Raw genomic sequence first — 20,014 nt, forward strand, 5'->3', positions numbered from 1 at the left:
GAAATAATATTAATTAAATTTAAATTTATATTCTTGTTGGATCAGCAGCAATCACCACTGCGCCGTTGCTGTTACGTAATATTTTCACTGGAAATGCAACCGGCAAACTTTCAAGCCAGCTATCCACACGATCGGTAAATACTGTTCCTGAATAAGCTAACTCACCTACCTTGTCATCACCTAAACGAATGGGTATTTCAGAGTAACGATTAATATCTTCAACCACAAAACGTAATTTTTCAGTGAGGTATTGTAAATTACCTTCGCGCCAAGCGGTGGCAACCTCGGTACTCGATTCATCTACTATTCTTACAGATTGTTGGTTATAGCTGATCTGTTGTCCTGCAATTAGAAAGGTATCTTCATTTTCACGACTCAAGGGTTTTGCGATACGCGGCGCAGTTTTAGTACCGAAAGCAACAATAGGGGCTACTTTCACTTTACCCTCGGTTACCGTTACGACCACCCTTTCAGACTGTTTAATAACATTAAACTCAGTACCTACTGCGGTGATAGTTCGGGTTCCCGATCCTACGATAAAAGGACGTTGAGGATCTTTGGCTACATCAAAGTAGGCCTCGCCTCTCTCTAGTACAACTTTGCGTTGTTTTTTGCTATATGCCACCGACAACAAACTTTTTGCACCCAACGTAATCTTGGAGCCATCCTCAAGTTGTATGCTGTCATGTTGACCTGCTGAAGTTTCGTGTACTGAAACAAAAATATTACCTTTATCCCGAGGGTAAGTTTGCACCCAGAATATAGCTAAAAAACTCAGCACCAAACATGCAGCCCCCATAGAAGGTATTGCATGTTGAAAAGTTGATAGTGACAACCATTTTCGCCACGAAGTAGACGAGGCAGTTTCTGTAGCTATTTTCTGATTTTGCCGCCACTGAGCAATACTTTGTTCACCATCGTAATCGTCCTCAAGTAACTCGGCATCATCAGGCCAGTCAAGATGATCAACTTTTCCCGATATATGCATGAGCTCTTCAACTTGAGTAAAAGCGTCAATATGTTCTGGCTTTTCGTATAGCCATGTTTGCCATTGAGTTATCGTCTCAGGCATCACATCAGGATCACGTAATCTATAATACCAAACCGATGCTTGCTCGAATACTTCGTCCTGACTCTTAAATTCGCCTCTCATTCACTGCTCTCCAAGGCTTTTTGCAACCGCATTTTACAATGTTCAGTTGCTCGGACTAAATATTTTCTAACCATGCGATCTGATATTCGCATGACATTAGAAATCTGTTTTGAACTCAAACCATGATAACGACTAAGCAAGAATGCTTTTCTGCACTTTGGAGGGAGCTCACTAATAAAGCTAGAAACTAACTGAACCCTTTCGTTAACGATGGCTTCTTGTTCAGCTGAAGGCGACTCTTCATCAAAAAATAATAAAGGCTGATATTTTACCGCTGTTTGCTTTGCTCTCAATCTATCTATCGCTAAGTTGGAAGCAACTTTGAATAAATAAGAACGTAAATAGCTTACGGCTCCAGGTTTATCTAGATCGAGTAATTTAACATAGGCTTCCTGCGCCACTTCATGTGCGTCTGCATCCGATTGCAAACGAGCTCTTAAAAAACGCAACAATATTTCATTGTGCTGAGTAAATAATTCAGAAATTAAAGCACGCTGTTGTTCAGGTAAGTCACTCTCATTAACCTGCTGCTCAATCATCGCTGAATTAAATTTGTGTACCGTCACAAGTGAATTTCCTGCCTTTTTATAACCCTAGACGTTTTAAGTTAGTATTTCGGAACCTCTGAACTAAATTTAAAGAATTTAAGGTCATAAATTCATACTAAATATTTCCATCGAAGACTAGGCTTCAGTTACACAAATGGTAAGTAGAATCTAAAAATAACCTTAAAGTGATATCGCTTTTAAATTGAAGTAACTCAGGAAACAACGATATTTATGCAATGTTACGACAGCCATTTATGTGTTTCACTGAAATAATTGGTCGAATTTTGATCCAGATTAAAGAAAATTGGCACAATATCTGACTTAATATCTATTGAGCCCGCGGTGATCGTTAAATACGGGTTATTTAACGCTAAATAGGTGCATAAATTTCGTACAAATAATAATTTCGCACTGTTAAAGGGCAACTTCTAGTGAATAAACGCAATTATTTTTTCAAATACCGTAATAATATTTCACAGAATTACAATAAAACTGTAATATTGCCGTATTAATAGCCTATTAATGTAATTTAATTACCGACAGGAGGAGCTTATGAGCTTCAAGAAACAATATCTAAAGTCAAAACCAGTGTGTAAAGTCACGTTCAAATTGTCAAAAGAAGAAGCTAAGAACGCTGAATCGGTTCGTGTAGTTGGAGATTTTAATGATTGGGATATGACTACTGCACCAATGAAAAAGTTGAAAAATGGCTCTTTCTCATCAACAATTAACCTTCCTGCTGATGCTGACTATCAATTCAGATACTTATTAAATGATACAGAATGGGAAAATGACTGGCACGCAGATGCTTACGCTACATCACCGGTTTCTTTAGATGAGAATTCAGTAATATCTGTTTAAATACTGCAATTCGTTATCAGTATAAAAATAGTTTTACTATTCGGGGTATAAAAAAGGCAGTCATGCTTTGCAGCATACTGCCTTTATAATTTTTAAATAGTCTAAAGTGCCGCTTCTAGCTCAGGCAACACATCAAACAAATCTCCCACTAAACCGTAGTCGGCAACTTGGAAGATCGGCGCTTCTTCATCTTTGTTGATAGCAACAATGACTTTTGAATCTTTCATACCCGCCAAATGTTGAATGGCACCAGAAATGCCCACCGCAATATACAGTTGAGGAGCAACGATTTTACCCGTCTGCCCAACTTGCATATCGTTTGGTACGAAGCCAGCGTCTACAGCAGCACGAGATGCCCCAATTGCAGCGCCTAATTTATCAGCGATACCTTCAAGTAACTTGAAGTTTTCACCATTTTGCATTCCGCGACCACCTGAAATAATGACCTCAGCGGCAGTTAATTCAGGACGTTCAGATTTGGTCAATTCAGCACTAACAAATGATGATTTTTCAGAAGTCTTCACATTATCAATTGCTTCGACAGCAGCTGAGCCTGTTTCTTCTGCAGCGTCAAATGCTGAAGCTCGAACTGTAAGTATTTTTTTGCTGTCGCTACTTTGTACCGTAGCAATCGCGTTACCGGCATAAATAGGACGGACAAAGGTATCTTCGCTTTCAACAGCAATAACATCAGATATCTGTGCGACATCTAATAGTGCAGCTACACGAGGCATAAAGTTTTTGCCGGTGGTGGTAGCGGCTGCAATCACATGAGAATAATCAGCAGCTAACTCTGTGACCAGATCGCCAATATTCTCAGCTAACTGATGAGCGTATTCAGCGTTATCTGCCAATAGCACCTTACTTACGCCTGCAATCTTAGCTGCTTGTTCAGCTACGCCTGTGCAGTTTTGTCCTGCAACCAAAACAACCACATCTGCGCCCATTTTACTGGCCGCATTAACTAACTTGTGAGTTTCAGATTTTAGTTGTTCATTGTCGTGTTCTGCATATACTAAAACAGCCATTAGATCACCTTCGCTTCTGTTTTTAATTTCTCGACGAGCTCTGCTACATCAGCTACTTTAATACCACCTTTACGTTGTGCTGGCGGCATTACTTTTAACGTTTTAACGTTCGACGTAAGCGTTACACCAAAACTATCAGCCGCTTTAACATCGATAGGTTTGCGTTTTGCTTTCATAATATTAGGCAACGTTGCATAACGTGGCTCATTGAGTCGTAAATCTGTAGTCACCACCGCTGGAAGATTCAATTCAACAGTTTGTAAACCACCGTCAATTTCACGGGTCACTTTTACTTTATCACCATCCACATCCACAACAGATGCAAAAGTACCCTGTGGCATACCTGTTAGCGCAGCTAACATTTGACCGGTTTGATTATTATCCGAATCAATAGACTGTTTACCTAGAATAACTAAGCCTGGTTGCTCTTCTTCAACAACTTTTGCAAGCAATTTGGCAACTTGTAAAGAATCTAGAGCTTCACTGGTATCAATTTGGATTCCACGATCTGCACCTAGTGCTAAAGCGGTTCTTATTTGTTCTTGGCAGGCTTTATCACCAATTGAAACCACCACGATTTCAGTGGCAATACCCTTTTCTTTTAGTCTAACCGCTTCTTCGACTGCGATTTCACAGAACGGATTAATAGACATCTTTGTGTTGGTCAAATCAACCGCTGTGTTATCGGCTTTAACGCGTACTTTTACGTTGTAATCAATGGCACGTTTAACCGGCACTAAAATTTTCATGTTTACCTCTAATCAGATATAAAGTGTAGAGAAGTTATAACGCAAATTATGCGTATTTGTAAGGTTGCGTAAATTTACTGGCTGTTTACCTAAGCGTCAACTAAGTGTTATCAAAGTTACAAATCTGGCTTCCCGTATTTTGGTTATAAATTGTAGGTCATTATTTCCATTTGAGCTTAAGTTTTATTATGTTAATGTTAATAAAAAGCGCTATTTTTCAAGCTTAATTTCGCCCAAAAACCAAGATTAAATTACCAAGTAAGATATTGATTTAATTGACTTTAATGACAGGTTAAAAGGTACTTTCAGGACCTACTTTTTGGTTGATGCAAACTATATACTTGATGAATAGTATCAATCAACTTTGGTAACTGTGGGTGATAGTTACTTAATTGTTTATTTCTTTAATTAATAGATATCTATAAGGGGAGAAACCCGTGGAACGTGAATCGATGGAGTTTGATGTTGTAGTTGTAGGTGCTGGGCCAGCCGGACTATCAACTGCTTGTAAAATTATGCAATTAGCTCAACAAAATGAACAAGAGTTAATGGTATGTGTAGTTGAAAAAGGTTCAGAAGTTGGTGCCCATATTCTCTCTGGTGCGGTTTTCGAAACCCAAGCTATGGACGAACTTTTTCCTGATTGGAATGACCGAGGGGCCCCTCTGACCACAAAAGTCACTGAGGACCACATTTACTATTTAAAGAATCAAAGCTCAGCGACGCAATTACCTAACTTCATGACCCCAAAAACCATGCACAACCAAGGTAATTATATCGTTAGTATGGGGAATGTATGCCGTTGGTTAGCCGATCAAGCGGAACAATTGGGCGTAGAGGTTTTTCCAGGCTTTGCCGCTTCAGAAATAATATACAACGAAGATGGCAGCGTGGGCGGAATTATCACCGGCGATATGGGCATAAGTGCTTCTGGCGAACACAAAGACAGCTATATGCCTGGCATGGAATTACGAGCAAAGTACACAGTTTTCGCCGAGGGGTGTCGTGGTCACTTGGGCAAACAACTGATATCTAAGTTTGAACTCGATAAAGACAAAGCACCTCAACATTATGGTATTGGCTTTAAAGAGATCTGGGATATCGACCCAAGCAAACATCAAGAAGGTTTGGTGGTTCACACTGCTGGCTGGCCACTCAATAGCGAAACCGGTGGAAGTTATTTATATCACGCAGAGAATAACCAAGTTTTAGTGGGGATCATTATTGATCTTAACTACAAGAATCCACACCTGAGTCCTTTTGACGAATTCCAAAGAGTTAAACAGCATCCAGTGCTAAAGCAATATTTAGAAGGTGGTAAGCGGGTTTCCTATGGTGCCAGAGCAATTGCTAAAGGAGGATATAATTCCCTTCCCAAAATGACATTTCCAGGGGGGATCCTTGTAGGATGTGATGCTGGCACCCTTAACTTTGCAAAAATAAAGGGAAATCACACAGCGATGAAATCGGGCATCCTTGCCGCTGAAACCATTGTTGAGGCAATCAGCCAAGATAAAGTGGGTCAAGATTTAACCGACTATGCACAAAAATTCGAAAATTCATGGTTGTACAAAGAACTTTATAGTTCACAGAATTTCGGCGCTGCATTACACAAGTTTGGTACCTTTTTAGGGGGTGCTTACAATACGTTTGAGCAAAATATCCTTGGTGGTAAAGTCCTCTTTAAGCTTAAAGATACGACTACTGATCATGGCGCTATAGGCTTAGCCAGTGAATTTCCGAAAATTGAATACCCTAAGCCTGACGGCGTAATTAGTTTCGATAAACTTTCATCAGTATTTTTATCGAATACCAATCACGAAGAAGATCAGCCTTGCCATTTGCGTTTAAAAGATCCGGCAACTCCCATCGTCATAAACTTACCGAAATACGATGAACCGGCGCAACGATACTGTCCTGCTGGCGTTTACGAGATTATTGACAGCCCTGAGGGTGACAAAAAGCTGCAAATTAATGCGCAGAATTGTGTGCATTGTAAAACCTGCGATATTAAAGATCCTACGCAAAATATTGTTTGGGTAACACCTGAGGGTGCAGGAGGACCTAATTACCCTAATATGTAAGTAATCTGTTAAACACATAGTCAGAATGTGGCTAATTTCTGGCTATGTGCAATTAATTCAATTAAATTGCTTGTTTTAGCAAGCAATTATCCCTATCTAAACACTTATGCAATCTATTAATTATCATTTAAGCAGCAATCAAGCTGAAAAACCTTATTTAGTGCTTTTACATGGCCTATTTGGCAGCCTAGATAATTTGTCTATGGTAAGAAAAGCACTTGAGGACAGTCACAATGTTTTGAGTATCGATTTACCTGACCATGGTAAATCGGCTTTTACTGATGCATTTTCATTCACTAGCTATGCTAACAAAATTGTACAGTTAATAGCTTCTGTGAACATAACAAAAGTATCCATTTTAGGGCATTCTTTAGGCGGCAAAATAGCCATGAAAATAGCCCTCGATAACCCGCAACTAATTGACAAGTTAGTCATTGCTGATATTGCTCCTGTGAGCTATACACCTCGCCACCAGAATGTATTTAAAGCATTAAATGCCGTTGACTTAAAAAGTATAACGTCAAGAGGTGATGCTGATGCTGTGATGTCTGAATATTTAAAAGAGCCTGGTGTAAGTCAATTTTTATTAAAAAGTTTAAAACAAGTTGATGGTAACTGGCGCTGGGACTTTAACTTACAGTTACTGCAACGGGATTACCCCGCAATTTCTAAAGGAATTAGCAGTGATAATGTTTGCTCGGTACCGGTACTTTTTATTAAAGGTGGTCAGTCAGACTATATTTTACCTGAACACAAATCTGCCATTAGTGCATTGTTTCCAAATAGCAGTGCAAAAGTGATTGGTTCAGCTGGACATTGGTTACATGCACAAAAACCAGTCATCTTTAATCGTTTAGTCAGCGATTTTTTGCAAAATGATACTTGTGGGTAATTCGCTTGCGTCACTTTGTGTGGTATATTCTGCGCGTTTTTTTATTCTGAAGGTTTTGCGATGCTAAATGAATATTATGAGCAAATAGAGGCAATCGTGTTAAACCTGACTTTGGTCGCGCTATTTGCCCTTATGGGGTTTGCGATACACGATGTATTAAAAAAGAACAATGTGCCCTTCCTTGGTCGAGCAGTTGTTTATCTTGTTTTATTTTTAGGTGCAGCCGGATTTATTGCTAAAGGTTTGATCCAGATCTTTTGGGAAAACAGTGGCATTTAATATAATTAGGCATCGAATTAGTTAAGTAAAGGAAAGTTGGAATGGCAAGTGTAGGTTTATTTTTTGGAAGTGATACAGGCAACACAGAACATGTTGCGAAAATGATCCAAAAAGAACTGGGTAAGAATCTCATTGATGTTCATGATATTGCTAAAAGCAGTAAAGAAGACATTGCCGAATTCGATTTACTTTTATTCGGGATCCCTACCTGGTACTACGGCGAAGCTCAATGTGATTGGGATGATTTTTTTCCTGAGTTGGAAGAAATTGATTTTAACGACAAACTAGTCGCTATTTTCGGTTGTGGCGATCAAGAAGATTACGCTGAATACTTTCTAGATGCGATGGGTATGATACGGGATATTGTGGAAGCCAAAGGTGCGATTTTGGTAGGACAGTGGCCGTGTGAAGGTTATGATTTTGAAGCATCTAAAGGCATGGCAGACGACGAACACTTCGTTGGGCTTGGCATCGATGAAGATCGTCAACCAGAGCTAACCGAGCAGCGAGTGAAAGACTGGTGCAAACAGATTCACGAAGAGCTTTGTTTGTCTGAGCTGGCATAAATTACTAGAATTATTTATCCTTTTATCAACACGGCAACAAAGTGTTGAATGTACTTGTAAAGTTGCCCCCTTGTTGTGCCTCGCACAACAAGGGGTTTAAACAACCCCGTTTACAACTTGAACTGACTAACTGCCTTTTTCATTTCAACCATCAAATCAGTTAATGTTTGGTTTGCCGCGGTTGAAGAATGCGTAGATTCCGCACTTTTCTCAGCCAAATCGACGACATTGTTCAGTTTAATTGCAATTTTCTCAAACAAGCTATCCTGCTCCAAAGTAGAGCTAACAATTTCTTGATTCATTTTTCGTAAACTATCTATGGTTTCATTTATTTGTGTTACTTGTTGTGCCACGTCAAAAATTTGCTGCTCACTTTGCTTGGCAAATTCATTACCACTGCTAATCGCTTTGACAGCTTGCTCTGCATCAAGCTGCAAACTTTCAATCATAGCTTCAATTTCGGCCGTCGAGTTTTGGGTACGATTTGCTAGTGTACGCACTTCATCTGCTACGACTGCAAAACCACGCCCTTGCTCACCTGCCCTTGCAGCTTCAATTGCGGCATTTAATGCTAATAAATTGGTCTGCTGTGCAATTGTTTTAATCACGTCTAATATACTGCCAATTTTTTTACTGTTTTCGTCTAATCGATGAATAATGGTAGAGGATTGCTCTGCTTGTTGAGTTTGTTCAGATATTTGCTTATGAGTTGAAGAAACTAATTTACTCACATTGGCACTTTGTTTACTCACCTGTTGCAATTGATGCATACCATGCTGAATTTGTTGCGTGTTAGATTTGCTCGCTTGTCGAATAGAATTGGTTTCAGCGGCGGTTAAATTGAGTTGTTGTTTTTGCTGCTCAACTTGAATTAACGTTTGTTCACTCAAATTGGCTGTTGTTTGCATGGCATTTTCTAACGACGCTTCTTGCAATAGAATTTTTTCAACAACCGCACGCAAGCTTTCAGTGACTTTATTAACGTTGGTTGCCAATATAGCAAATTCGTCCTGATTGGTTGAATACGCCTTATGGGTTAAATCTCCGCTACTAATTAGTCCTAAACTACGATTAATTCTTGCGATGGGTGCTGCAATGCTGCGCGTCGTTATGCTTCCAAAGATTATTGCCGCAGCAACAGCAATACCTAAAAATATAAGACCTTTCCAAATGTTAGAGTTAACCGTTTCGATAATGGCATTTTGCCCTAATAAAGTATCTTGGTTAACTTCGGAAAAAACCGTCGAAAAGTGTTGTTTAGCGCTATCTAAATGTTGATTGGCAATAACATTAAAATCTTTTGCTTTAACAAGTAACGAAATTTTTTCCTGTTGAGCTGAGAATAAACCGGGATCTTGTAACAGTAGTTTTTGTAATTGTGAGAATTGTGCATTCAGCCCGTCAATGTAACCTTGGGTGTCTACTGTTTCTGATAATCTATTTAAATAGTCAATATCGACTGCTACATTACTTAAGGTAAATTCAATATCCCCTTTAATCGTTTCACTTATTTCAGTGTTATTGGTTGTTATGTACTCTTTTATTGCACTAAATAACGGCATAATTTTATTGTCTGCATTAATCGCCGTACCAATTAAGATATCAAGATTGGGAGCATCCCCTTCTAAGAAGGTTAAGTCACCTAATAGCGCACTAGTTTCGTCAGCCACAGCAATAATATTAGCCGCATTTTGGTCGATCTCTGCTGTCAATAACAGCTGTTGAACTCTCGCTTGGTACATATTCTTAGACTGTGTAACATACGCGGATGCATGCTGTGCGCCTAGTTGAAACGCAGTATTTGTTTCACCAATTATTTGATTAAGGTTTTTGAGGTTAACAGTGAACTCTGTGGACAACCGATCGAAGGTTTGTTGATTACTCTGCAATTGCTTTATGGATTGTTCAAAATAAGCATTTGTCGATATTGTAGCCAGTGACAAAATTCCGGTTTGAACTTGCAACATGCTGGCTTGCACCGGCATTTTCTGTTGCACTACACTTTGCGCGGAATCACGAATATCAGCCAATCCAAAATAAGACACTATATTGGTGACCACCATCACGCAACCGACCAAAACGAAACCAGCAATAATCTTACCTACTACATTTAGTCTCATATCGAATCCTAAACTTAGCCAAACGATTTATCCCTTCTAATCAAGAATGGATATTAAATTTGACGTAATTTTCAATTTGAAATAATTCAGTATAGAACATTTGGACAAGCACTCAGTTTGTGAGTTTAAATTCGTAAATCTGTTCAGAAAGCACGCTATGTTAAAAAAATGTTGATGTAATTGAAATATTTAATCCCTTTAGTGATTAGTTTGTTCGCTATCCCTTTCATATTTGAATTACTTCCCTATAATGAACCCACCAATTATCGTTTAGAAAAACAGATGGATCAAAATAAAGAATTAAAAAAAGCAGGGCTAAAAATTACCCTGCCACGACTTAAAATCCTCGAGGTTTTGCAGGAACCTGCGAACCAACATATTAGTGCTGAAGACGTATACAAGTTATTGATTGAGCAAGGTGAAGAAATAGGTTTAGCGACTGTTTACCGTGTTTTGAATCAGTTTGATGATGCGGGAATTTTGAATAGACACCACTTTGAAGGCGGTAAGTCTGTATTTGAAATTAGCCACAAACAACATCATGATCATTTAGTCTGCTTAAAATGCGGCAAAGTAATCGAATTTGAAGATCCGATTATTGAAAAACGTCAAGACGAAGTCGCTAGTCAGAACAAAATGAAGTTAACTCATCACAGCTTGTATCTTTATGGTGAGTGCACCGATGGGAATTGTGACGAAGACATGTAATCTTAATTAGAAGATTGAAGTAGAAATTCAATCTTCTATAGGTTAATGATTCGGCGACGAGTTCGTTTAGGCATCCGTGTTACCAATTCATAACCAATGGTATCTGCCCAGCTTGCAACTTCATTAGCCAATAAACTTTTTCCCCACAATTCAACGTCAGAATCAACTTCTATATCTAGCAATCCGGTAACATCAACCGTGATCATATCCATAGACACTCTGCCACACAGCTTAGCCCTTTGACCGTTCACCAGTACCGGTGTTCCAAGCTTAGCTGTGCGGGGGTAACCATCACCATACCCCACAGCGATTGTTGCCACTACAGACTCTTGTTCGGCTTTCCAAGTGTTGCCATAGCCTACACTTTCACCTTGCGAAACATTTCGCAGTGCAATGACCTTTGACTTTAACGTCATAACTGGTATTAGTTGTTGCTGCATATCGTGATTAGACATAAATGGCGACACGCCATACAACATAATCCCCGGACGATTCCATGTTCCTCTGGCTAACGGCCATGCTTTTATCGCAGCCGAGTTCGCTATGCTGGTATAAATTGTCTCTGAAAATTTACCTTCTAATTGTTCACAACAAGCAATAAATTTCTTTAGTTGAGAGCTGGTAAAGTGGTTATCGATTTCATCAGCCACTGACAAGTGCGTCATAAGCACCACGTTGTTAACTTGCTTAGTGCTTTTTAACTGGCTAAAAATAGCAGTTACATTTTCAGGTTGAAATCCAAGCCGATGCATACCTGTATCAACTTTCAACCACACTTCAACCGTTTCTTCAGCATTCAAATTTTGTAACATCTGCAACTGCAACTGGTTATGCATAACCACACTAAACCCTTGTTTACACGCAATAAATAGTTCTTCTTGGTGAAAACAGCCCTCCAATAACAGAATCGGTAGTTTGATGCCCTGCAGCCTCAATTCGAGACCTTCTTCAAGGCTAGAAACGGCAAACATTGACACATGCTGTTGCAGCGCTTTAGCGATTTCGACAGCATCATGACCATAGGCATCTGCTTTAACTACAGCGACAGTCTGACTGTCTGGAGAAAGTGATTTTGCATAATTACAATTAGCCACTAACGCGTTCAAATCAATAGTAATTTCGGTGGGGCGACTCATTAAGTATACCTGTCCTACAGCAAAGGGAATGTCTAACGATTAAAATTAGAAATCAGTAATCGTATTTAAATTTATTAAATAACAGGTTTAGTTCTTTGTATATTTCACCAATTTTTCCATCTGCTATTGCTTCACCATCTAAACTCACTGCTGGAGCGATATTTTTGGTCGAGCTGGTTAACCATATTTCATCAGCTGAACGGGCTTGTTGTAGACTAATATTCTGCTCAAAAACTTGGTAGTTAGTTTGAGTGGTTAATAAATCTAGTACGATCGCGCGAGTAATGCCGGGTAATAATTGAGAGTCTAACGGCGGAGTGAAAATTTGTTTGTCTTTCACCACAAAAACATTACATGAGGATGCTTCAGTAATCTGCTTATTTTCATTATAAAGTAAACATTCATCTACTTTATGATCTTGACTACTTTGATAATGCAAAACGTTACCCAGTAGAGACGTAGACTTAATATGACATTGACGCCAACGCAGATCCTGTTGACTGACTAATGCTAATCCTTTGTTATCAGAATCATCATAGTTAACCGGTGGTTTTATGGCATAACACATCATAAACATTGTGGGCTTAACATTATCTGGGAATCCATGCTGACGTTTTGGACTGACACCACGACTCACTTGGATATAAACCGCTAGGCTATCTCCACTATTGTGCTCCAATAATTCATTCAGTACTGTACGCCACTTGTCGACAGACCAATCTAGTGTAATGCCAATAGCGGATAAACTCGTTTGCAAACGTGCAATGTGCGGAGTGAAACCGACCATTTTGCGATCGTAAGCAGGTATGACTTCGTAAATCCCATCACCAAACAAAAATCCACGATCTAATGGAGATATCATTGCCTCGCTTTGAGGCATAAAAGTACCGTTTAGGTATACAATTGTTTCCGTCATATTCTGGCCAAAAATGTATTAATTAAAATTAATTTGAGTGAACAGATTTGTGTGCTTAACCTCAGCTAAATTAACCAAGTTGTGCGCAGTATGAATATCAATTGGTGAAAAAGTGACTCTGCAACCAGGTGTTGCTTGTGACAATAAATCACAATCAATGGATAACACACTACCGACTTTAAAGTAGCCTCCCACAGTTTGCCGATCATCCAACATTATAATTGGTAAACCTTGTTGAGGAATTTGCACAGCCCCTCGGGTAATACCTTCAGATAACATAGGCTTGTTCGGCGCTTTGATAGGATTACCCGTTAATTTGGTGGCCATCCGACTTGAGTCAGGGCTTACAACATATTGATTAAGATAAAATTGTTTAAGTGCCGTAGGTGTAAAATCATCAATTTGATAACCCTCGATTAAACGCAAGGTCAATTCACTGTAAGGGTCAACAATAGCATTTCTTTGTGCTTCAAGAGGAGCGATTTTTGCGGTTACGGGGTGAATGGCATGAGTTTGACTATAGAATGCAATTCGATCGCCTTGTTTCAAAGGTTGCCCGTCTTGAGTTAATCCCCCTAACCTATCTCTTGTGACTGTTGTACAGCTCCCAAATGTTTCTGGGACTCGAAAACCTTGTTGGATTGCAACATAGCTGCGCAGTCCATTATCCGCTTTGTTAATCGTTAAAGAATCGCCAGCACCTAATGCAAAACTGCGCCAAGGACTATAACTTAGGCCATTAATCGTGATCTGTGTTGCTGCGCCGGTAATAGCCACTTCACAATAAGAATGTGCTTTGAGGCTAAACCCGCAACCTATGACTTCAATGCTGGCGGCTATATTTTGATTGTTACAAAGCCAATTAGCCCACAAGCAACTACGACGATCTGCTGGACCGCCTGTGGTAATTCCAAGGTGCTGATAACCGCTGCGACCTGAATCCACTAATATGCTTTGCAATCCGGTCGCTATTACCTCAACAAAGTCAGTCACCTATTTGCCTCCAACAACTGGTAATACTTGTGTTCACTAATTTCCTTAAATCTAACTGTATCACCCACTTTAAAAGGCGATGGTGAAGCTCGCTCTGGAACAAATAACGCTAATGGACACACACCGACGATATTCCATCCACCCGGTGAGACATTTGGATAAACAGCAGTTTGTCTGTCAGCGATAGCCACAGCACCTTTAGGCACTTGTTTGCGAGGAGTGGTTAGTCTAGGCGTTGCGATTTTTTCATCAGTTTCTCCTAGAAATGCAAAACCAGGAGAAAACCCTAAACAATAAACACGATAACTATTTTGTTGATGCAACTGAATAACTTGTTCGACCGTGATCTGATTGTGGTCCGCGATCCGCTGCAAATCGTTATCTTCGCTCAACCCATAACAAACGGGCAGCTCCACAATGTTCGTCTCTTGGTTCGCAAATATTTGTTTTGTTTGGCCATCTTTTAAAGCTTTCACCAATTCGATTATTCGAGCTTTTACTGCAAAATAATCGGTTTGCAAAATATCAAAGGTAATCAGTACAGAGTGGTAAGCAGGAATCACATCTAACAACCAAGGCGAATTTGCTTGTTCCAATAAATGCACAAACATACTCACCTGTTGATTTTTACGATTCAATGTTGCCCCTGCAAAATACACGATAAGCGCATTTTCGCTGGCGACATCTATTTTGATTGGTTCAATCGGAAACATTAGGACAATAATTCACGTATGTGTTTAACAGCCTCTGCTGCCCCTGCACTATCACCATGTACACACAGAGTATCAATTTTTAATGGTAAAATTTGTCCAGTAGCAGATACCACTTCTTGACGCTCAACCATTCTTCTCACTTGCGAAAACATATCATTTAACTGCAACACTGCGCCAGGTTTAGCGCGGGATAACAGTAAGCCCGTGTCTGCATAACGCCTATCTGCAAAGGCTTCATATTGAAGTTCAATTTTATATTGATCAGCTAATTGTTGATAGGATTGCCAATTAGACACGGCTTGAATAACTAATATTAATCTTTCGGAATAACTGCTCAGCGCTTTTAAAACTGTCTCAAATAAACCTTTACTGGCCATCATGTCATTGTATAAAGCGCCATGAGGTTTCACATAATCAACGGTTTTAGATTGTAGTTTTGCCATGCCCTCTAATGCCGCTATTTGATAATGCATGAGTGGAATAAGCTCAGTTTCAGTTAGCGCCATACTCCGACGGCCAAAACCCTGTAAGTCTGGATAGGAAGGGTGTGCCCCTATTTTTACATTATGTTTTTTAGCGGATTGTATGGCTGATTGAATGGCTTGCGGATCGCCACTATGAAAACCGCAGGCAATATTTGCCATATCAACATATGGCATGATCAAATCATCATGTGGCATGCGCCACGCGCCATAACTTTCGCCTAAGTCACAATTTAGTTTGATCAAGCGCTTATTGCTCCTAGTAAATTCAGATATAATGATGATCTAAGGCGAATTCCAAATGAAGATTTTCACCAAGATCACGACCGAGATTCGCTAGTTTACTTCATTCTTAAAAAAAGTCAGGTGTATGCTACAAATTGGAAAAATGAATCACTTAGAAGTGGTTGACAAATTACCCTTTGGATTTTATCTCGATGGTTCGCAAGTAGAGCGTATTTTATTGCCAAATGGCTCTGCCCCTGAAGGCTGTGAAGTAGGTCAAATGGTCGATGTGTTTATCTACCATGACAGCGAAGATCGTATTATTGCGACCTCAAAAATTCCCTTCGCCCAAGTAAATGAAGTGGCGGTACTAAAAGTAAAAAGCCTGACCCGTGTTGGCGCATTTTTAGATTGGGGATTGGAAAAAGATCTATTGGTGCCGTTTAGTGAACAAGAACGACCAATGTCAGAAGGTATCGAATACGTTGTATATGTTTTTGAGGATCCGGAAACTGGACGACTTGCTGCATCCACCAAGCTTCGTGATTTTTTAACCGAGGACGGCCTCGACCTTAAAGCCGGCGTAGAAGCAGATTTAATTATTTGTGGCCGCACTGATTTAGGCTACAAAGCCGTAATTAATGGTACCCATCTCGGTTTGATTTTTAAAGATGAGGTCTTTAAACCAATTCGTACTGGCCAAAAGATGAAAGGTTTTGTGAAACGCATTCGCGAAGATGGCAAAATCGATTTATGTTTTCAATTCCATAGTGAGCGCGCCAGAAAAGAGTTAACCGATTTGATCATCGACGATTTGATTGCCCATGACGGTCTTTCAACCTTAACAGACAAAAGCCCACCTCATGAAATAACTCAGCGTTTTGGCGCCAGTAAAAATGCTTATAAAAAAGCGCTGGGCTCATTGTTTAAGCAAAAACGAATTTTAATCGACAAAAATAAAATCACTCTCGTAAAGTAAAGCTCTTACGATATGAATAAGGAACATGTAATGCAGGCGACTGTTACCTGGCAAAAAGATATGCTGTTTGATTGTGAAACCGACTCAGGAAAAACCCTTCAATTAGACGGAAATGGCGAGCAATTAACTCCGATGGAAACTGTCTTATTATCGGTAGGTGCTTGTTCTTCAGTTGATGTGGTGGAGATCATGAAAAAATCTCGTCTGCCTTTACGTAGTTGTCGATGTGAACTCAAAGCCACTCGCGCCGAATCAGCCCCGAAAGTATTTACAGATATTCATGCCGAATATGTGGTTAGCGGTGAAAAAATAAGTGATAAACATTTAGCTCGCGCGGTGCAGCTATCATGTGAAAAATATTGTTCAGTGATGTTGATGTTAGCAGGCAATGTGAACATTACCACGTCATATAGAGTTGAAGAGTTATAAACTGAAAAAGCCTGTTTAGTGACTAAACAGGCTTTAATACCTTGCTAGATCGCAGATTATTCTGCGGCTAATTCTGAGGTTTGTTTATTTTTCACGGTATTTTCAATTCCTTCATTTGTCGCAGCTTGTTTATCCCGAACATTTTTCTGAACCGTAACAGCAGCAAACAAACTCAATGTATATGCCATAGCGTAGAATCCCTTTTCACTTAATAATAAATCAGCATTAATCAACCCAATCACCAACAGTGCTATGGCTAACCCTGTTGATATCCAAGATAGGCTTCCGTAAATTGAAGAAGTGTTAATGCCTTCAGCTTTGTCTCGCACGTTTTTTTGCAATGATACTATTGAAAACAAACCATAAAGTAAGGTTATCAAATAGTAGCCTTTTTCATTGAGTAACATTTGTGCGTTAAAAAGTCCAACACCGTAAGCCCCTATGCCAATGATTAATGCTGCAACCGCGGCATAAGTATAAGATTTAGTTGGAGCTTGTAATGCAGTATTTAACGTTTGTGTTGTCATGATTATTCTCACTTGTTTCGAGTGTTGCTGAAAGTATGAATGCAGTTTGCCTTCAAAAACACTAATGATAAACCCAGTTATAAAATGTTGATTATTTCAAGCCTTAAAGTTTATTAATATTATACTTTACAATGTATTTATGTCTCCAGATGCTGAATAAGTAACAAATTCGCTGGCGAGTTCATTTTGACGTAGATACTGACCAATGGTTGTAAACGTAGTGGTATATACTTTTCCACTGTGATCTTTGGTGGTGACACCATCCATAAACATAGATCCTAATAGTAATTTAAATGGACTGGTTCTCACTCGTTGTGCTTGAAAGTGTGCTTTTGCGTTGACCTTTAATTGCGCGACATCCTGAGTGTTGTAAATAGCCGAGTTAAGCAAATCGAGTGTATACTCAGTGCAATTTTGAAATATCGAATTGAACGGATTAGCAATGACCGAATAGTTTGGGTTATGCAAGGTTTTATCTTTACCTGAACCGATCAAGTCTATTAATTTCTGTTGAACTTCCATATTAGGAATTAAAATTCCTGCAGATAACTCATGTACTCCCCAAAAGAAGTCTACGGGATAGTCAACGACTAGCTCACTTTTATCCGCTTTTCCGTTTTGTTGATAAAGGTTATGAATTGCATAACCTTGCACAACTTCACCACTATCTAAGGTGATATTTGAATACAAGGCAATGGCGGTATGCGTGAACTTAATTCCTTTAGGCAAATCTTTCTCTGGTCTGCCTACTCTGGCGATGATAAATGCTCGAGCGCCTTTTGATGCCGCATATTTTTCAACATCTTTAGCGAACTTTACAATTTCTTCGGGCTCATGCTGATTGGGTGCATCACTTTGGCTTCCCGCCAAAGCACTGGGCACGGTAAAACTAAAAATGCTAACAACGATGAATATATACAATGCGCTAATTTTCATTTCCCTACTCTCCTAATAACTTTAATGACAAGACTCATATTGCTAGTTTTAATTTATTTTTCGTTAATCACCTGGATTGGAGCAGGATCAGCGGTGATTGTATGTTCTGTTATAACCAACGTATGTTGATGCTGGTGATGAGAAGTCGCGTGTGAAGCTCTTGCGCTATCACTCAATGCGTCTCCGGCTTCGGCAACAACACTTCCAGCGACTAAGCTCACGCCACCGGCGACAATAACCGGCGTTACCATCACAACGCTTGCCACTTTCGCTGTAGAGGCTGCGCCTTCTGATGCTGCCAATGCAGAATGTTTACTCGCTTGACCACTATGGTGAGCGGATCCATTTGCATATACGTTTAGCGATGACGCCGATAAAATAATAATTAATGCAGTTGTTAAATGTTTCATATTGTTTTTCCTGTTTGTTGTGAACGAGATAAACAATAGTGAAAAGGTATACCCTATGTAAACAAAGTTGTTTTATGTATACTAAAACTCAACCAATAGTTTATTAATTCAATACTAAAGAGTAACCATGAGTCAAATTGGACTAGTTAGCAAAACACTCAAGCAACTTTTAAAACAGCAACAAGTTACCTATCGCGATCTAGCTCAGAAATTAGCCATGAGCGAGGCCAATATAAAACGTATATTTTCAACCAACAGTTTTACATTGGAGCGTTTAGAAGAAATATGCGATGTGCTACAAATATCACTATCCGATCTATTTTCTGTTGCCCAACAACAAACAGACAAACTCAGTCAGCTAACAGTTGAGCAGGAAAAACAATTACTCGCTGACCCTAAACTATTGTTAGTGGCAGTTTGTGTGCGGGACTCGTGGACTTATAATGAGTTAATTGAACATTACGATATTGATCAATTCGAATGCACTCGTCTATTAGCGAAATTGGACAAGCTTAAAATTATCAGTTTGTTGCCCAATAACCATTATAAGACCTTAATCGCTCAAGACTTCAGATGGATACCGGGTGGACCTTTGGAAAAGTTCATGGAACAAGAAGTCATGGTTAAGTTTATGGCTCCCAAAAAAGATGAAAAATGGAATTTTAGGTTATATATCCGCGGTAGATATTCACAAACATCAATAGAAATAATTCAGCGTAAATTAAACCAACTCACGAAAGAAGCATCTGACCTCAACCAAGAAGATGCCGCGTTACCGCTAGCGAAGCGTCAACACATGGGCATACTGATGGCAATGCGACCTTGGGAACCATCTCTGTTTGAGAATATGCGTCGTAAGGCATGAAGAGGAAATTGTTAATACACAGATTGATATGCTAGGTTAATATTTGAATATAAATTGGAGGACAACAAATGACATCTAGCACATCGAATCAAAATGATAATAGCATTGCCCACTTTGCAGCCCTTAAAACCGCAATTGTAAATGGTGAAGTTCAAACCATAAAAGATCTTATCTGTGGACATCCAATGCAAGAACTCGAAAAAAGCTACCTAATAGATTTAGCTAACCTGAACAACAACAGCGCAATTATAAAGTTACTCCAAGACATTCCAGTAAAGGAGTAGACTAGTAATATCTAATATTTAGACAGCCACAACATCTCGTATTTAGACAGGTATCTAAAATTTAGACAGCCACAAACTAGACTAGCACTTTGACACTATCAACTAAGCTATAGGTATAAGGTTCATAAGGA

The 20,014-nt window shown here is 39.4% G+C and carries 23 protein-coding genes; 10 read left to right on the plus strand and 13 right to left on the minus strand.

Annotation, left to right across the window (positions count from 1 at the left end; genetic code table 11):
• Nucleotides 1–25: 25 nt before the first annotated feature.
• Both Q4567_RS15520 and Q4567_RS15525 read right to left on the minus strand, forming a co-directional pair.
• The gene (locus Q4567_RS15520) at nucleotides 26–1,153 is read right to left on the minus strand and encodes a FecR domain-containing protein (protein WP_303500975.1); all 1,128 of its coding nucleotides are present in this window, start codon (nucleotides 1,151–1,153) and stop codon (nucleotides 26–28) included.
• Complete coding sequence (locus Q4567_RS15525; protein WP_303500977.1) at nucleotides 1,150–1,719, minus strand: RNA polymerase sigma factor; 570 nt, start codon at nucleotides 1,717–1,719, stop codon at nucleotides 1,150–1,152. Before Q4567_RS15525 ends, Q4567_RS15520 begins: the two co-directional genes overlap by 4 nt.
• 534 nt (nucleotides 1,720–2,253) lie before the next feature.
• On the opposite strand from Q4567_RS15525, the gene Q4567_RS15530 reads away from it, so the two are divergent.
• Nucleotides 2,254–2,562, plus strand: a complete 309-nt coding sequence (locus tag Q4567_RS15530) for an isoamylase early set domain-containing protein (protein ID WP_303500979.1) — start codon at nucleotides 2,254–2,256, stop codon at nucleotides 2,560–2,562.
• Nucleotides 2,563–2,663: 101 nt separating this feature from the next.
• On the opposite strand, the gene Q4567_RS15535 is transcribed toward Q4567_RS15530, so the two are convergent.
• Nucleotides 2,664–3,590 carry an electron transfer flavoprotein subunit alpha/FixB family protein gene (locus tag Q4567_RS15535; RefSeq protein ID WP_303500980.1) on the minus strand — a complete coding sequence of 309 codons (927 nt, stop codon included), beginning with the start codon at nucleotides 3,588–3,590 and terminating at the stop codon, nucleotides 2,664–2,666.
• Nucleotides 3,590–4,339: an electron transfer flavoprotein subunit beta/FixA family protein gene (locus Q4567_RS15540; RefSeq protein ID WP_303500982.1), complete on the minus strand. Its 750-nt coding sequence runs from the start codon at nucleotides 4,337–4,339 to the stop codon at nucleotides 3,590–3,592. The genes Q4567_RS15535 and Q4567_RS15540 overlap by 1 nt, the downstream gene beginning before the upstream one ends.
• Before the next feature lie 437 nt (nucleotides 4,340–4,776).
• Here Q4567_RS15540 and Q4567_RS15545 point away from each other — a divergent pair, with 437 nt between their 5' ends.
• The 4 genes from Q4567_RS15545 (at nucleotide 4,777) to fldA (ending at nucleotide 8,160) form a co-directional block, all read left to right on the plus strand.
• Nucleotides 4,777–6,423 (plus strand): electron transfer flavoprotein-ubiquinone oxidoreductase, encoded by a 1,647-nt coding sequence (locus Q4567_RS15545; RefSeq protein ID WP_303500984.1) that lies wholly within the window; start codon nucleotides 4,777–4,779, stop codon nucleotides 6,421–6,423.
• Nucleotides 6,424–6,529: 106 nt separating this feature from the next.
• Nucleotides 6,530–7,315: an alpha/beta fold hydrolase gene (locus Q4567_RS15550; protein WP_303500985.1), complete on the plus strand. Its 786-nt coding sequence runs from the start codon at nucleotides 6,530–6,532 to the stop codon at nucleotides 7,313–7,315.
• Nucleotides 7,316–7,375: 60 nt separating this feature from the next.
• Nucleotides 7,376–7,594: a DUF2788 domain-containing protein gene (locus Q4567_RS15555; RefSeq protein WP_216047512.1), complete on the plus strand. Its 219-nt coding sequence runs from the start codon at nucleotides 7,376–7,378 to the stop codon at nucleotides 7,592–7,594.
• 41 nt (nucleotides 7,595–7,635) lie between these two features.
• The gene (gene fldA / locus Q4567_RS15560; protein WP_216047513.1) at nucleotides 7,636–8,160 is read left to right on the plus strand and encodes a flavodoxin FldA; all 525 of its coding nucleotides are present in this window, start codon (nucleotides 7,636–7,638) and stop codon (nucleotides 8,158–8,160) included.
• Between the two features lie 110 nt (nucleotides 8,161–8,270).
• Here the strand turns inward: fldA and Q4567_RS15565 are convergent, their stop codons facing one another.
• The gene (locus tag Q4567_RS15565; protein ID WP_216047514.1) at nucleotides 8,271–10,280 is read right to left on the minus strand and encodes a methyl-accepting chemotaxis protein; all 2,010 of its coding nucleotides are present in this window, start codon (nucleotides 10,278–10,280) and stop codon (nucleotides 8,271–8,273) included.
• A gap of 282 nt (nucleotides 10,281–10,562) precedes the next feature.
• Between Q4567_RS15565 and fur the strand changes: the two genes are divergently transcribed.
• On the plus strand, nucleotides 10,563–10,988 hold the full coding sequence (gene fur / locus Q4567_RS15570; RefSeq protein WP_216047515.1) for a ferric iron uptake transcriptional regulator: 426 nt from the start codon (nucleotides 10,563–10,565) through the stop codon (nucleotides 10,986–10,988).
• Between the two features lie 35 nt (nucleotides 10,989–11,023).
• Here fur and alr read toward each other — a convergent pair whose 3' ends face one another.
• Genes alr through Q4567_RS15595 form a run of 5 tightly spaced genes read right to left on the minus strand, consistent with a single transcriptional unit; the run spans nucleotide 11,024 to nucleotide 15,471 of the window.
• Nucleotides 11,024–12,124, minus strand: a complete 1,101-nt coding sequence (alr, locus tag Q4567_RS15575; protein WP_216047516.1) for an alanine racemase — start codon at nucleotides 12,122–12,124, stop codon at nucleotides 11,024–11,026.
• Between the two features lie 52 nt (nucleotides 12,125–12,176).
• Nucleotides 12,177–13,040: an aminotransferase class IV gene (locus Q4567_RS15580; RefSeq protein ID WP_303500987.1), complete on the minus strand. Its 864-nt coding sequence runs from the start codon at nucleotides 13,038–13,040 to the stop codon at nucleotides 12,177–12,179.
• Between the two features lie 18 nt (nucleotides 13,041–13,058).
• Nucleotides 13,059–14,033 carry a biotin-dependent carboxyltransferase family protein gene (locus tag Q4567_RS15585; protein WP_216047518.1) on the minus strand — a complete coding sequence of 325 codons (975 nt, stop codon included), beginning with the start codon at nucleotides 14,031–14,033 and terminating at the stop codon, nucleotides 13,059–13,061.
• Nucleotides 14,030–14,746, minus strand: coding sequence for a 5-oxoprolinase subunit PxpB (pxpB, locus tag Q4567_RS15590; RefSeq protein WP_303500989.1), 717 nt, complete (start codon nucleotides 14,744–14,746; stop codon nucleotides 14,030–14,032). Before pxpB ends, Q4567_RS15585 begins: the two co-directional genes overlap by 4 nt.
• Nucleotides 14,746–15,471 carry a 5-oxoprolinase subunit PxpA gene (locus Q4567_RS15595; RefSeq protein WP_216047531.1) on the minus strand — a complete coding sequence of 242 codons (726 nt, stop codon included), beginning with the start codon at nucleotides 15,469–15,471 and terminating at the stop codon, nucleotides 14,746–14,748. The genes pxpB and Q4567_RS15595 overlap by 1 nt, the downstream gene beginning before the upstream one ends.
• Nucleotides 15,472–15,616: 145 nt before the next feature.
• On the opposite strand from Q4567_RS15595, the gene Q4567_RS15600 reads away from it, so the two are divergent.
• Nucleotides 15,617–16,432: a S1 RNA-binding domain-containing protein gene (locus Q4567_RS15600; RefSeq protein WP_303500990.1), complete on the plus strand. Its 816-nt coding sequence runs from the start codon at nucleotides 15,617–15,619 to the stop codon at nucleotides 16,430–16,432.
• Between the two features lie 30 nt (nucleotides 16,433–16,462).
• Nucleotides 16,463–16,861: an OsmC family protein gene (locus Q4567_RS15605; RefSeq protein WP_216047521.1), complete on the plus strand. Its 399-nt coding sequence runs from the start codon at nucleotides 16,463–16,465 to the stop codon at nucleotides 16,859–16,861.
• 56 nt (nucleotides 16,862–16,917) lie between these two features.
• Here Q4567_RS15605 and yiaA read toward each other — a convergent pair whose 3' ends face one another.
• The 3 genes from yiaA to Q4567_RS15620 form a co-directional block, all read right to left on the minus strand.
• Entirely contained in the window at nucleotides 16,918–17,388 is a 471-nt protein-coding gene (yiaA, locus tag Q4567_RS15610; RefSeq protein WP_216047522.1) for an inner membrane protein YiaA, read from the minus strand.
• 126 nt (nucleotides 17,389–17,514) lie between these two features.
• On the minus strand, nucleotides 17,515–18,324 hold the full coding sequence (locus Q4567_RS15615) for a DUF2145 domain-containing protein (protein WP_216047523.1): 810 nt from the start codon (nucleotides 18,322–18,324) through the stop codon (nucleotides 17,515–17,517).
• 53 nt (nucleotides 18,325–18,377) lie between these two features.
• Entirely contained in the window at nucleotides 18,378–18,734 is a 357-nt protein-coding gene (locus Q4567_RS15620; protein WP_216047524.1) for a hypothetical protein, read from the minus strand.
• Nucleotides 18,735–18,861: 127 nt separating this feature from the next.
• On the opposite strand from Q4567_RS15620, the gene Q4567_RS15625 reads away from it, so the two are divergent.
• Both Q4567_RS15625 and Q4567_RS15630 read left to right on the plus strand, forming a co-directional pair.
• Entirely contained in the window at nucleotides 18,862–19,599 is a 738-nt protein-coding gene (locus tag Q4567_RS15625) for a helix-turn-helix transcriptional regulator (protein ID WP_216047525.1), read from the plus strand.
• A 68-nt stretch (nucleotides 19,600–19,667) separates the two neighbouring features.
• Complete coding sequence (locus Q4567_RS15630) at nucleotides 19,668–19,883, plus strand: hypothetical protein (RefSeq protein WP_216047526.1); 216 nt, start codon at nucleotides 19,668–19,670, stop codon at nucleotides 19,881–19,883.
• The last annotated feature ends 131 nt before the right edge of the window (nucleotides 19,884–20,014 follow it).

Origin of the sequence: Aliiglaciecola sp. 2_MG-2023 (assembly GCF_030548145.1) — a bacterium.
In the GTDB taxonomy this organism is placed as follows: Bacteria; Pseudomonadota; Gammaproteobacteria; order Enterobacterales; family Alteromonadaceae; genus Aliiglaciecola; species Aliiglaciecola lipolytica_A.

What these genes read in the sequence shown, in the direction of transcription:
- Q4567_RS15520 (WP_303500975.1), bottom strand. Translation starts at nt 1,153, where the DNA reads ATGAGAGGCGAATTTAAGAGTCAGGACGAAGTATTCGAGCAAGCATCG.
- Q4567_RS15530 (WP_303500979.1), top strand. Translation starts at nt 2,254, where the DNA reads ATGAGCTTCAAGAAACAATATCTAAAGTCAAAACCAGTGTGTAAAGTC.
- Q4567_RS15535 (WP_303500980.1), bottom strand. Translation starts at nt 3,590, where the DNA reads ATGGCTGTTTTAGTATATGCAGAACACGACAATGAACAACTAAAATCT.
- Q4567_RS15540 (WP_303500982.1), bottom strand. Translation starts at nt 4,339, where the DNA reads ATGAAAATTTTAGTGCCGGTTAAACGTGCCATTGATTACAACGTAAAA.
- Q4567_RS15550 (WP_303500985.1), top strand. Translation starts at nt 6,530, where the DNA reads ATGCAATCTATTAATTATCATTTAAGCAGCAATCAAGCTGAAAAACCT.
- Q4567_RS15555 (WP_216047512.1), top strand. Translation starts at nt 7,376, where the DNA reads ATGCTAAATGAATATTATGAGCAAATAGAGGCAATCGTGTTAAACCTG.
- fldA (WP_216047513.1), top strand. Translation starts at nt 7,636, where the DNA reads ATGGCAAGTGTAGGTTTATTTTTTGGAAGTGATACAGGCAACACAGAA.
- Q4567_RS15565 (WP_216047514.1), bottom strand. Translation starts at nt 10,280, where the DNA reads ATGAGACTAAATGTAGTAGGTAAGATTATTGCTGGTTTCGTTTTGGTC.
- fur (WP_216047515.1), top strand. Translation starts at nt 10,563, where the DNA reads ATGGATCAAAATAAAGAATTAAAAAAAGCAGGGCTAAAAATTACCCTG.
- alr (WP_216047516.1), bottom strand. Translation starts at nt 12,124, where the DNA reads ATGAGTCGCCCCACCGAAATTACTATTGATTTGAACGCGTTAGTGGCT.
- Q4567_RS15580 (WP_303500987.1), bottom strand. Translation starts at nt 13,040, where the DNA reads ATGACGGAAACAATTGTATACCTAAACGGTACTTTTATGCCTCAAAGC.
- pxpB (WP_303500989.1), bottom strand. Translation starts at nt 14,746, where the DNA reads ATGTTTCCGATTGAACCAATCAAAATAGATGTCGCCAGCGAAAATGCG.
- Q4567_RS15600 (WP_303500990.1), top strand. Translation starts at nt 15,617, where the DNA reads ATGAATCACTTAGAAGTGGTTGACAAATTACCCTTTGGATTTTATCTC.
- Q4567_RS15605 (WP_216047521.1), top strand. Translation starts at nt 16,463, where the DNA reads ATGCAGGCGACTGTTACCTGGCAAAAAGATATGCTGTTTGATTGTGAA.
- yiaA (WP_216047522.1), bottom strand. Translation starts at nt 17,388, where the DNA reads ATGACAACACAAACGTTAAATACTGCATTACAAGCTCCAACTAAATCT.
- Q4567_RS15615 (WP_216047523.1), bottom strand. Translation starts at nt 18,324, where the DNA reads ATGAAAATTAGCGCATTGTATATATTCATCGTTGTTAGCATTTTTAGT.
- Q4567_RS15620 (WP_216047524.1), bottom strand. Translation starts at nt 18,734, where the DNA reads ATGAAACATTTAACAACTGCATTAATTATTATTTTATCGGCGTCATCG.
- Q4567_RS15625 (WP_216047525.1), top strand. Translation starts at nt 18,862, where the DNA reads ATGAGTCAAATTGGACTAGTTAGCAAAACACTCAAGCAACTTTTAAAA.
- Q4567_RS15630 (WP_216047526.1), top strand. Translation starts at nt 19,668, where the DNA reads ATGACATCTAGCACATCGAATCAAAATGATAATAGCATTGCCCACTTT.